The sequence below is a fragment of the Furfurilactobacillus milii genome, from assembly GCF_009863985.1.
GTDB classification, from domain to species: domain Bacteria; phylum Bacillota; class Bacilli; order Lactobacillales; family Lactobacillaceae; genus Furfurilactobacillus; species Furfurilactobacillus milii_A.
In genome coordinates, this window is the sequence record NZ_WEZT01000026.1 from 35,714 (window position 1) to 48,389 (window position 12,676).

At 40.5% G+C, this 12,676-nt stretch carries 14 protein-coding genes; all 14 read left to right on the forward strand.

From position 1 onward, the window contains the following. Positions 1-291: 291 nt before the first annotated feature. The 14 genes from GB992_RS10565 (at position 292) to GB992_RS10630 (ending at position 12,595) form a co-directional block, all read left to right on the forward strand. Positions 292-1,293 (forward strand): ABC transporter ATP-binding protein, encoded by a 1,002-nt coding sequence (locus tag GB992_RS10565; RefSeq protein WP_161002412.1) that lies wholly within the window; start codon positions 292-294, stop codon positions 1,291-1,293. A gap of 15 nt (positions 1,294-1,308) precedes the next feature. Further along, positions 1,309-2,262, forward strand: a complete 954-nt coding sequence (locus tag GB992_RS10570) for an ABC transporter ATP-binding protein (protein ID WP_161002413.1) — start codon at positions 1,309-1,311, stop codon at positions 2,260-2,262. Between the two features lies 1 nt (position 2,263). Beyond that, positions 2,264-3,223, forward strand: a complete 960-nt coding sequence (locus tag GB992_RS10575) for an ABC transporter permease (RefSeq protein ID WP_161002414.1) — start codon at positions 2,264-2,266, stop codon at positions 3,221-3,223. A gap of 13 nt (positions 3,224-3,236) precedes the next feature. Beyond that, positions 3,237-4,184 (forward strand): ABC transporter permease, encoded by a 948-nt coding sequence (locus tag GB992_RS10580; RefSeq protein WP_161002415.1) that lies wholly within the window; start codon positions 3,237-3,239, stop codon positions 4,182-4,184. A gap of 124 nt (positions 4,185-4,308) precedes the next feature. Continuing rightward, a complete protein-coding gene (locus GB992_RS10585) occupies positions 4,309-6,090 on the forward strand; it encodes an oligopeptide ABC transporter substrate-binding protein (protein ID WP_161002416.1) in 1,782 nt (593 codons plus the stop codon). Positions 6,091-6,658: 568 nt separating this feature from the next. Beyond that, a complete protein-coding gene (locus GB992_RS10590) occupies positions 6,659-7,489 on the forward strand; it encodes a DUF2785 domain-containing protein (RefSeq protein ID WP_161002417.1) in 831 nt (276 codons plus the stop codon). 18 nt (positions 7,490-7,507) lie between these two features. Beyond that, positions 7,508-7,990, forward strand: a complete 483-nt coding sequence (locus GB992_RS10595; protein WP_161002418.1) for a GNAT family N-acetyltransferase — start codon at positions 7,508-7,510, stop codon at positions 7,988-7,990. A gap of 23 nt (positions 7,991-8,013) precedes the next feature. After that, positions 8,014-8,613, forward strand: a complete 600-nt coding sequence (locus tag GB992_RS10600; protein WP_161002419.1) for a DJ-1/PfpI family protein — start codon at positions 8,014-8,016, stop codon at positions 8,611-8,613. Positions 8,614-8,692: 79 nt separating this feature from the next. Next, a complete protein-coding gene (locus GB992_RS10605; protein ID WP_161002420.1) occupies positions 8,693-8,956 on the forward strand; it encodes a type II toxin-antitoxin system prevent-host-death family antitoxin in 264 nt (87 codons plus the stop codon). Beyond that, complete coding sequence (locus GB992_RS10610; RefSeq protein ID WP_161002421.1) at positions 8,953-9,309, forward strand: type II toxin-antitoxin system RelE/ParE family toxin; 357 nt, start codon at positions 8,953-8,955, stop codon at positions 9,307-9,309. Before GB992_RS10605 ends, GB992_RS10610 begins: the two co-directional genes overlap by 4 nt. Before the next feature lie 91 nt (positions 9,310-9,400). Further along, on the forward strand, positions 9,401-9,709 hold the full coding sequence (locus tag GB992_RS10615; protein ID WP_017260943.1) for a hypothetical protein: 309 nt from the start codon (positions 9,401-9,403) through the stop codon (positions 9,707-9,709). A gap of 252 nt (positions 9,710-9,961) precedes the next feature. Next, on the forward strand, positions 9,962-10,918 hold the full coding sequence (locus tag GB992_RS10620; RefSeq protein WP_161002422.1) for a helix-turn-helix domain-containing protein: 957 nt from the start codon (positions 9,962-9,964) through the stop codon (positions 10,916-10,918). A 13-nt stretch (positions 10,919-10,931) separates the two neighbouring features. Then, entirely contained in the window at positions 10,932-11,888 is a 957-nt protein-coding gene (locus GB992_RS10625) for a helix-turn-helix domain-containing protein (RefSeq protein WP_161002423.1), read from the forward strand. Between the two features lie 11 nt (positions 11,889-11,899). Next, positions 11,900-12,595 carry an Rgg/GadR/MutR family transcriptional regulator gene (locus GB992_RS10630; protein ID WP_161002424.1) on the forward strand — a complete coding sequence of 232 codons (696 nt, stop codon included), beginning with the start codon at positions 11,900-11,902 and terminating at the stop codon, positions 12,593-12,595. Positions 12,596-12,676: the final 81 nt, after the last annotated feature.

Below are 12,676 nucleotides of genomic sequence, written 5' to 3' on the forward strand. Positions count from 1 at the left end.
ACTTGAATCATTCACTGACTGCTTGAAAGGCAATCAGTGAATGATTTTTTGTTTGCTCAAAATGCCGTTGTATTAGCATTTGTTTAACATCTTGGTGATTGAAAGTGTTGCTTACTATTAGTTACTGGTGATGTGGGGATAAACAGGGATGCATTTCTGCTTGTAAATTAGAATTTGATTAGTTATACTTTGTCTAATGACTTTTTAATCTTACGAATAAGACTGTGTTCATCATACATAACGGGCAATGTTTGATGCACTTGAATGCGGTTGAAGAAATGAGGGAGTAGCATGGCAGATGAAGAGAACCATTTTCTAAAAATCGAAGACGTCAGTACAGCTTTTAAGATTCAGGGTAAATATTACCCAGCTGTATCTGACGTCTCTTTAGATATCCACAATGATGAAATTGTTGCCATTGTGGGGGAGTCCGGATGTGGTAAAAGTACCTTAGCAACGACGATCATGGGCCTGCATGATCCTGCTGAAACTAAAATTGGTGGGAAAATTGAGTTTGAAGACCAAGACCTGTTAACACTCAATGAAGACCAGATGAACAAGATTCGTGGTGCCAAAATTGGCATGATCTTCCAGGACCCGTTATCAGCATTAAATCCACTGAAACGAATTGGTGATCAAATTCAGGAAGGTTTGGATTACCACACCAAGATGACTGAGGCTGAAAAGAAGGCCCGCGTGCTTGAGTTGGTTAACCAGGTTGGGATTCCTCATCCAGAGCGGGTTATCCGTCAATTTCCACATGAACTATCTGGTGGGATGCGTCAACGTGTGGTTATCGCCATCGCGATTGCCTGCAAACCTGACCTGATGATTGCTGACGAACCAACCACCGCTTTGGACGTTACCATCCAAGCTCAAATTTTGGACTTGCTTAAAGATATTCAAAAAGAAAACCATGCCGGGATCATTTTGATCACGCATGATTTGGGTGTTGTCGCCGAGACGGCTGATGAAGTTGCTGTTATGTATGCTGGTCAGGTCGTTGAAAAGGGCTCAGCCAAACAGATTTTTGACAATCCGCTACATCCTTACACGCGTTCATTGCTACGTTCAATGCCACAAAAAGACAGTGAAAACGATGATCTGTATGTCATTGAAGGATCTGTTCCTTCATTACAGAAGATGCCTCAAGACGGTTGTAAGTTTGCCCCACGGATTCCATGGGTTCCCGCAAGCGAACATGAAGCGCATCCAACGATGCATGAAGTTGAACCAGGCCATCGTGTCCGCTGCACCTGCTACAAAAACTTTAAGTTCCAAGACGAAGCTTAGAATGGGGGAGAGTAAATGAGTTTAATTGAAGTTAAAGACCTAGAAGTTCATTACCCAATCCGTTCTGGGTTTTGGAACCGAGTAACGGATGAAGTGCTGGCTGTGGATGGTATTAGTTTAAATATTGAAGCCGGTGAAACTTATGGACTTGTGGGTGAATCAGGGTCAGGTAAGTCAACGACTGGTAAATCTATTGTTGGCCTGGAAAAGCCGACAAAGGGTCAGATTATTTACAAAGGAAAGGATATTACCAAGCCCAGCAATCGTCGAGAATTAGATTATAACCAAGATGTACAGATGATTTTTCAGGATTCACTGTCTAGTTTGAACCCCCGTAAACGGATTGAAGATATTATCGCCGAACCAATTCGCAACTTTGAACACCTTGATAAGAATCAGGAAAAATTAAGGGTTTTGCAATTATTAGATATTGTTGGCCTGGATGCTGATGCGTTATACAAATATCCCCACCAATTTTCAGGTGGTCAGCGACAACGTATTGGGGTAGCGAGGGCTGTTGCGACCAATCCCAAATTAATTGTTGCAGATGAGCCTGTATCCGCACTTGATTTATCAGTTCAGGCTCAAGTTCTGAACTTCATGAAGCGAATTCAACGTGATTTTGGTATTTCTTATTTATTTATTTCACATGATTTAGGTGTTGTTCGACATATGTGTGACAACATTGCGATTATGCATCGTGGCCGATTAGTTGAGATTGGGACGCGTGATGATATTTACAATCATCCGATGCACATTTACACAAAGCGATTACTTTCCGCGATTCCAGAAACAAGCGTTGAGGGTCGTGCAGAAGCCAGAGCACATCGTGAAGCTGTCGAGCAAGAATTTCAGGAGAATCAATCCCGATACTACGATAAAGATGGTAAGGTCTTGCCACTAGTAGACGTTTCTGCTACTCATAAGGTCGCTTTGCCGGAAGACGAAATTGAAGAGGAGGACAAGTAATATGTGGAAAACAGTTTTGCGCCGTGTCCTCATTATGATTCCAGAAATAATCATATTAAGTATCTTAGTTTTTTTGTTGGCGAAAGCAATGCCTGGTGATCCATTTACTGGTAGTATCGGTCCACATACTAGCGCGGCCCAGATTCATCATCTGAAAGAGGCAGCAGGTTTATATAATCCATGGTACGAGCAGTATTGGAACTGGGTGGTTCACTTATTTCATGGGAATCTAGGAACAAGTTTTCAGTATCAAGAACCAGTTACCAGAATTATTGGTAATCGTGCTATTAATACTCTGTGGCTCGCCGTTTTTGCAATGGTATTAACTTACGCCATCGGTATTCCAATGGGGTTGTACGCCGGTCGTAATCAAAACAAAATAGGTGACACTATTATTAGAGTTTACACATTTGTTACGATGTCGATTCCTTTTTTCGTTATCTTAGTTCTCGGGTTGTGGATTTTCGGCTACGTGCTTGGTTGGTTTCCAACAACGGGCTCTGTGAGCGCAACGGCTAATAGTGGGATGGCGACAACGCTGTCTAGATTGCAGCATATAGTTTTACCAGGACTTTTGGCTGCCTTGTTTGGGACAGTAAATATCGTTCAGTATTTACGATCGGAAGTTATTGATGCAAAAGGGTCAGATTATGTTAGAACAGCCCGTTCTAAAGGCGTTCCGACGGGAGATGTGTTCCGCCACCATATTTTAAGAAACTCGTTGTTACCAATCGCAGCATTTGCCGGTTATTCAATTACAGGCCTGTTAGGTGGGTCACTGTATACGGAAATGGTCTTCTCATATCCTGGGATGGGTCTTTTGTTCTTAAATTCAATATCTTATCGTGATTATACGGTCATTACGGCACTTGTACTGTTGTATGGCATATTGAACTTATTTGGTACCCTTCTTTCAGATATTATTCTTTCTGCTGTTGATCCGCGAGTTCGCATTCAGTAAAGGAGATGTAAAAATGTCTCAAAATCAGTTAAACAGACAGTCTTCAATTTCAGAAGAAGACTTAGCACGTTTATCAAAAGAAGCTGAGCAAGAAGCAACACCATCTTCCTTACGTATTGTATGGAATGAATTCAAGGCTGACCGTCCGGCGTTGTTTGCTTTAGTGATTATGGTCATATTTATTTTGTTTGTGATGATTGCTTCTTTGTTTATTAATCAGGGTCAAGCTATGGCCACAAATATTATGGATTCTTATGACAAACCATTTACGCAATTCTTTTTAGGAACAGACCAAGGCGGCCGTTCAATTGCTAAACAGTTGATTTTAGGTTCTAGGAACTCTATAGGAATTGCAATTGGACTAACTATAATTAGTTCAACTTTTGGTATTTGTTATGGGTTAATTGCTGGTTATTTTGGCGGAATTGTCGATAATGTGATGATGCGTATTTATGACTTTATGTTGATGTTGCCAATTACCCTTTTCATTATTGTTTTAGTCACAATTATCCCTAACTACAATGTTGTTACTTTAACGCTTATTTTAAGTTCTTTTTATTGGATGGGAACTTCACGATTGATTCGTGCGCGTACTTTATCTGAGTCTAAAAAGGACTATGTGGCCGCTTCGAAAACCTCAGGGACTAGTACCTTTAAAATCATTTTTCGAGAAATTATGCCCAACATTTCATCGTTAATTATTGTCGACACTATGTTGTCTTTCGCCGAAAATATTGGGGTTGAAACTGGACTAAGTTATTTAGGCTTTGGATTGCCAACCAATACACCTTCACTAGGTACAATGATTGCCAATGCTAATGATCCAAGCAGTATTACAGAATATTGGTGGACCTGGTTGTTGGCTGCTGTTGAAATCATAATTTTGACACTTTCAATCAGTTATATTGGGCAAGTTATTCGTCGTGCGACAGATGCATCACAGCGTCTTGGTGATGATTAAAAAAATGAGACAGATGAAAATGAGATTTTTTTAATTATTATCTTTACAAATTCTCATTTAGTGGTATACTTAGTTCCGTAATTATTTGATTATAATGTTTTTCATTATTTGGGAGGATGAGTGCATGAAAAAAACTAAGTTTGCTCTAGCCGGAGCAGCAGCACTTTCAGTACTTACGTTGGCCGCTTGTTCAAGTAAGAGTAGTAGTTCTCAACCATCAACAGCTGTTAAGATGGCAAAATCATATAATGCTTCAGGATCCATTGACAAAAATGCGACTATTAAAGCCGCAGAAGTTAACGATGCCCCCTTCAAGGGTGTCAGTGATACTGTGTTAGCTTCGAATGCTGAAGATGGTGATGTTTTCTCACCTGGTCTACAGGGATTGTTCAAGACAGATAAAAACTACAACATTGTTGATGGCGGCCCTGCTAATCTTAAGTTGAATCGTTCCAATAATACGGCAACAATCACGCTTCGCAGTAACTTAAAGTGGTCGAATGGCTCGCAAGTAACTGCGAAGGATGTTGAATATGCTTATGAAGTTCTTGGCAATAAAGACTCCGACACTCAACAATACAGTTCGAGTCTGGAACAGATTAAAGGTATGACAGAATACCATAGTGGTAAGGCATCCACAATTTCTGGTATTGAAATGCCAGACGGTGAAAAAGGCAAAAAGGTTGTTATTCACTATAAGCACGTCACGCCTTCAATGAAACGTTCCGGTAATGGATTCTTTTGGGAGTATGCTGAGCCATATGAATATATCAAGAATGTTCCAATAAGCAAATTGGCTTCCGCACCTCAAGTTCGTAAGAATCCTATTTTCTATGGTCCATTTAAATTGCAGAAAATGGTTACTGGTGAATCGACTAGTTGGGTACGCAATCCATACTACTGGGGTAAAAAGGGAAATGCTAAGGCAGTCACCATTAATGTAGTTTCATCGAGTGCCGCAGGTTCTGCATTTAAAGCCCACAAGTATGACTTTACTGTTGGTACAACAGGAATTGCTGCCTCACAATATCCAACCGTTAAAAAGTTGAGTGATTACACAAACGTTGGTTCTCCAGAGATGGGTTATGGATACCTTGGTTTCATGGTTGGACATATGAATTCTAAGACGGGTATGAATGTCATGGACAAAGACTCCAAGGTCTCAAACAAGAGTCTCCGTCAAGCCATTGGATACGCAATGAATGTTGACGCAGTCGAAAAGAAGTTTGGTAACGGTCTCGGAAAACGCGCAACTACGTTAATTCCTAGCGTATTTACCGATTATCATGACAAGAGTGCTAAGGGCTTCCCATTGAACTTAAAGAAGGCCAATAAGCTTTTAGATGATGCAGGATACAAGAAGAAGGGCAAATGGCGTCAAACGCCTGATGGTAAAAAGCTGGTTTTGCACTTTGCTGCGATGAAGAGTTCTTCTACGCATGATGAAGAAATTCAAAATTATTTGCAGCAATGGCATAAGATTGGTCTTGATGTTCAATTAACTGGCGGCAAGACGATGGAGATGAATGCGTTTTACGATGCTATTCAGTCTCCCAAACCACCTAAGAATGTTGACTTCTTTGAAGCTGCTTGGCAGGTAAGCTCTGAACCTACTCCAACTATGTATGAAGCTAATGCTCCATTCAATATGGGTCATTTTGCAACAAAGAGAAACACACAGCTGATTGAAAATATGAACAATAACAAAGCCTTCAGCAATTCATATCGGAAGACACAGTTTAAAGACTGGCAAGCCTATATGAATCAACAAGCTGCTTACATTCCTGAAAGCGAAGGTTTGACTTGGACGCCAGTTAACCATCGTATTAAGAATTACAGTACATCTGCGGCTGATTCAAATGATTCATGGGCTACTATGGGTGCCACGTCAGCTAATCCGAAATAAACTTAGTTATTTTAATGTGTCATTAAACGTCTTGAGTGTAAGCTCAAGGCGTTTTTTAGCCCAAATGAGCTCAAAAGGAAGCGCATGTTCACGGAAGCTTTTATCTGTACAAATAAATGGAATCTAGAGTCTTCTTTCAAAGTCTTAATTCATGTGATGCCGGGAGTGTATCCCTTACGCAACATCTTTCTAAGCTACTATTAGACAGTTGGCATCAATTGATAACGAGGTAATTGGCTGCAATTATAGTAAAAAACTATTGGGAGATGAGAACGCACGCTAAAAAGGTGTTGGCGATGCTTTGTTGAGTTGGTTTGAAAATAAACTACGCGAGTTAGACAGTCATATAGTTAATTTGGAAACATTTAACTATCAAGCACCGAACTTCTATCTAAAGCGAGGATATAATATATTCGGTAAGGGATTATTCAAGTGATGTCAGTGAGTATTACATGGTGAAAAAGCTGTAAACGAAGATCTGCATAAATTGCAGGTCTTTTTGTTATCAAGGCTTTTAGGACAACGAGTAAGATTAAGAAAATTAAGGGGGAGAAGGAGGGTGCCAATATTGACTGATGAGAAACTAGAACGAGAACTAACGAGGTTGCGAAAAGAGAATCCGCATACAGTTAATGATTCTTTGTTAGCAGCGATGCTGGATAACATCGGCAATCTTAATTCAGTGTTGCGCGACCAACTGATTTACAGTTTGTTTGCACAATGGATTGACGACGGCACGATTTCAAATGAACAGGCGGTCTGGTTATTAAGACAAACGCAGCAACGGAATTTATTATTCAGTGGGATTCATGAACGTCAAAACGATGCAATTTATGCCAGAACGTTTACGACGCTGTTGTTGACGTCTTTGGTCGCCAGAGATGCACGGTCACCCATCTTGACGGCAAATATGCGAACACATCTTTTTGAAGACGCTACTAAGTATTTGCAATTAGAAAAAGATTTACGCGGATTGACCGAGCATGGCTGGGCGCATGCCTTTGGTCATGGTGGTGACCTGCTGTATTACGTTTGTTATCATCCAAAGTTTCCAACCCGGCTTATTCCACAAGCGTTGGCTGGTATTTATCATGGCATCATGTTGCCTAATAGTTTTACGGCAGGTGAAGGCAGTCGCTTGGACAACTGTCTTGTTGCGTTACTGGCGCAGGATCGCATAACGGAAAGTCAGCTACTCAACTGGTTGCGAGGGGTCAAGGGCGTTATTGCCTTAACCGCTGACCAGTCGCTACAGTTCAATCAAAAAAATAAGTTAATTAACCTGTGTGTTTCTTTGGCCTATAAACTGCGCTTTGAAAGTTTGAATGCGCCAAGGCTATCGACATGGTTAGATGAGCAAATTCGTGACTTTTATGAGGCCAATGGGACAGTGGCCTGATCTGGAGATGGTCTCTATATGAATATTGAATTAAAACAATACGTTGATACGATCCAGTGTCAACAGTTGGTGGAGAACTATCAATTGAGTGATTTAACCTTCACAGGTTCGCCGCAGTCGGTGATTGAAAAAGCAAAGCGTGATCATGATCGGGTGCCAGTGATGATTATGAATGATGACCAGTTAGCCGGCTTCTTTTGCTTTCATTTGCACCAAGGCCCATTAGAAATTGGTGGCTGTGCTGATACTGATGTTTTATTGCGTGCTTTGTCGATTGACGAACGCTTCAGGGGACAAGGTATTTCGCTGGCGGCGATGAAGTTAGTGCCAGCATTTGTTAAAGCTCATTTTCCGTATGTGACTCGTATTATTTTAGCCGTAAACTACCGTAATATACCCGCACAACACCTTTATCAGAAGACGGGTTTCCACGATACGGGTATTCAGCGTGTTGGCAAGATTGGCCCGCAGTATGTGCTGTTTGAAAAGATAAATGAGTGAGTTACTGCCGGGGAGGGATAACGATGAATAAAATTCTAGTGATGATTTATGATGGCTTTTCGATGTATGAAATTAGTCCGTTGACTTCGATTCTTGCATGGAGTCAAACGGATTGGCAAATTGATGTTGTAGCCGCTGAGCACAAGCCATATCAAACTGAAGATGGGTTTGAGGTAATACCACAAATGACATTTGAAGATGTTCAGAATATTCAGGCGTACCAGATGCTCGTTATGCCAGGAATTGCGAATTATCATACCGTTTTACCTAATCAAAGGAACATTGCCTTTCTCAGTCGTTTTAAAACGCGGCCACGACCAGTTATCGCGGTAATTTCGGCTTCACCCATTCTACTGGCAAAAGCTGGGTTATTGGACGACACCAAGTTTGTGGCGGGACTATTCGAAAGTGCATACGAAGAGGAGCGTTTCATTCTCAAACGTAATTTGGTGCGCAAACCAGTTGTATCAGATAATGGTATTGTGACTTCCACTGCTTTCTTCCCTCGTGAATTTGGCGTCACTGCGGCACATGCAATTGGCGTCAATGTTCCGAAAAACATTTTTGAACAGTTTGGTACAGATGCAAGTGCCGAAGATTTAACTTTTCGAGATAATGGCTAGTGATTGAAAGTTTTTTGTGAAATCGGTTTGCTGCAAATTTGTACGAAAATGTGTATACTAATGCTGAGAGGTGATGGTGATGGTTAATTCACAAAAAAATTTAAATATTCGACCTGTTTCAGAGCTACGTACTTATAACAAAGTGTTGAATCAGGTGGGGCCAGACAGCCCCGTTATTTTGACAAAAAATGGCTATGGTAAATATGTTCTGCTTGATTTAGAAGACTATGAAAAGTATGAGACGCGGCGAATTAGTGAACAATTGTTAGCTGATATTGAAAAATCTGAACAGGGAAGAAGACACAAGATTGAGGACGTTCGAAAGGAATTTTTAGATAAATGACCTTTTCTGTGGAAATAACAGACGTAGTTCATGCTCAGCTGGATGAAATTTATGTACAAGTTTCATCTAACTTTGGGAAGGCAATTGCTAAGAAAAGTATTGATAAGATCATTGAACAGATTATGAATCTTAGTGTCTTTCCTAGAATGGGGCACAACGGCAGAAAAGCAGGGCTAAATATACCCTCGAACTATTACTTATTATTTTTAAAAAGGAATACACTTGTATACCAGATTATTGATGACGAGAAGATTATTCTAATCGAAGAAATTTACGATGCTCATCAAGAAATCGCTACAGCTATACAGAACAAAATTGGAATTCAGAGAATACAGCAAAAACCTGAGTTATAGGTATAGTAGATAAATTTGTGACTATTTTTTATTTGTGTGGAACCATTTGCATCTTGGTTGGTTTAAGTTAGGCTTCTTTGGAGGATGAAATATGAAAGATAATCAGACCTCGTCAAATCGGGAACCTGTATCAGAATTACAAACATATGAAAAAGTTTTATCACAAGTTTTTCCAGGAAAGCCGGTATTCTTAACACGCAATGAAGAAGATACTTACGTATTGTTGGATTTTCATGAGTATAAAGAACAAATGCTTTCGCTAATTTCAATGGAGTTAACGGCGGCAATTACAGAATCTAAAAAAGAAAAAAGGTACAGCTTTAAAGAAGTTCGAAAAGAACTTTTAGAAGATGAAGGTATTAATGAGACAGAATCACTTGATAGTGATAAAAAGCATTAAGTAAAAAGATCTCTTTAGAAATTGCCATTGAATTGTTTGGCGTTCATTATGATTTTTTGAAGTGTTCAGACACTAGATAGTTGTTTCAGTTTAAATATAAAATATGCCGATAAGTCAAAACCACTGATACAGTGCTTTTGACTTATTTTTTTATGAGATGATTTAGTGCATTCTCACCGTTTTCTAACAATTGACGACATTCTGCGCTATACTTAATCAACGAGTGATTTTCAGAATGGGGGATCAGTTTGCATGGCCACATATGGGGCAACGTTTCGGCAGCTACGAATCGGTAAGAATATGACTTTAAAGGAACTGGCTGACGAACAAGTGAGTGTTGGTTTCTTGTCTAAGTTTGAAACGGATCAATCGAAAATTAGTGTAGACCGGTTGATGCATTTACTGGATAAGATGAATGTGACTGCTGATGAATATTTCTTTGCCCAACATGATGGTTATGCCAAGCCCCAAGTACCTAAAATATGGTCTGAAATGAGTGTGCCAAACGCTGTGGCAGCATTAGGCAGCGGTTTTTATTACACCGCCGGATTATCGAATCGCGGGCAATGGGAAAAATTAGCACGGTGGCAACAGCACTTGGCCGAACAGGCCTCCTCAACACTGACAATGGGTCATTGGTTAAACTTGGATTTTGCGCAACTGCTTCTGGCACAACATCAGCAGTCAGAACCTTATCCGTTTGCTCAACGGGCGATCACGTACTTACAACAAATTGATGAGTGGAGTATTTACGAATTGATCGTGTTTAACGTTTTTCTGCAGGGGATGAGCGTACCCGATGCACAGCAACTAGCCCTGTCCGCCAAGCATAAGTTGGTTTCACAGGCGCCACTTAGCGAGATTGCAGGGATGCACCGTGGCTTTTTGGTCACTAGTTTTTGCTTTTTTATGAACCGCACTCGTTTCGATATAGCGGAAGAATTGCTTGGGCAGATGCACAGTCTGCACAAAGAACAATCACCACAACAAAGTACTGGCGATTTCGGAATGTTAATTCTGTGGTGTCAGGGATGGCTGACCTATCGCCGTGACAGTGAGGAACGGGGGCAGTCACAGATGAAGGATGCGCTGACAATTATGCGATTGTGTGAAGAGGAAAGCCTGTGGCGTTTGTACGCTGCTTTTAGTGATCGAATTTGGCAAACGAAGGATGATCATTTACTTTATCATTCACGGTTAATGGCCTAGAAAGGGGAATGACATGGCATCGTATGGCGAAACGTTCCATCAGTTGCGCGTAGGTAAAGGATTAACGTTAAAAGAACTTGCAGATGAACAGGCGAGTGTCAGTTTTCTCTCAAAGTTTGAACAAGGCCAATCGAAAATCAGTGTTGATCGACTGATGCATTTGCTTAAGAAAATGAACGTGACTGCTGATGAGTATTTCTTCCTACAGCATGATCGTTATCTGAATTCCCCGATGCCAGTCGAATGGCGTGAAATGGGTGCTGCAAACGCACTAACAGATTTAACGAACATTTTCCTGATTAGTTCGGGTTTGGCGATGCGACATCAGTGGAAAAAACTTTACGCGCGGCTCGATGTATTGAAAGAAAACGCTAAAAAATCTCCGACGGTTAATAATGTGTTGGGATACGACTATGGTCGAATGATGCTGGCCAATCATACCGGGAAAAGCATCGAGCACAGTTCGGATTATGCTGTGAAATATTTAAAGCAGATTGACGATTGGGGCATTTATGAAATTTTAGTCCTCGAATCCTTTTTGACCGCCATGCCATTGGCCGATGTTGAATTATTTACTAATATTGCTGAACGTAAACTGACGGCGAATGAGTCGATTATGTATGTCGCGGGCATGCATCGCGGATTTTTAGTCAGTAGTTTTGCATATTTTATGTCGTTGGATCAGTTTGCGTTAGCCAATGAAAATTTATCGAAGATGGAAGCTTTACATAAAAAGCGTGATGGTCGTGATTTGACTGCTAATTTTGCAATGACGATATTGTGGTGCGAGGGTTGGTTCAAATATCGCGTTGACGACAAGGTACTGGGAAGGTCCAAGATGAACGATGCCACCACCATGATGAGGTTATGTAAAGAAGATCGTATGTTTAGGATTTATGACGATTTTACGGCAGAAATTGTGAGTGCACCAAATGATCACGATTTTCATTACGGGACCGTTATTTCTTAGGAGAGGTCAATATGCAATCGTTAGGACAAACGTTTCATGCATTTCGGCAAAATAAAAACTTAACGCTTAAAGAAATTGCTGATGAACAGGTTAGTGTGGCCGTGATTTCCAAATTTGAACATGACCAAACGACATTGAGCATTAATCGGTTTCTTCATCTTTTAGGGCAGATAAATGTCACGACGACAGATTTCTTTTATCACTATTTTGATCGTTTTGAAAATGAAAAGGTTCTGAATATTTGGGGCGTTCAGGCTTCTTTTGAGGGGATATTAGCCAATTTTTACGAAGGCAATCATATTGCTAGTATGACGAATACAACAGATATTGATGAAATGGACGCACTGAAAACATATACGAAGGCTATGCAATTAAAGGCACGTCAAGATCCTACGCTGATCAATCGAGTAATCGCTGCGTGGATGACCAGTATTTTAGATGCTCAACAGTTGCATTTTGACGATAGCGCCAAGACCATACAACCAGTGGTGGACTACTTAACCAGTGTTGGTGAGTGGAACGAACTTGAGCTTATTATTTTTGTTTTCATTATTCCGACGGCAGATCCCGACGTTTTGATGCAACTTTTCCGTCGTTATTTGAATCAAGCGGAATTGTATCAAGGATTACCCGAGGCAAATAATCTGGTTTTTTCTGCTTGTTTCTCGTTGTTTACATGTATGATTGCCGGTGAATTGTCAAACTAAGTGCAACGGTTTGTCAAAAAATACTTCATATGGGGTTTCATAGTTTAACACTTTGCGAGGACGTTGATTTAACTGCTTTTG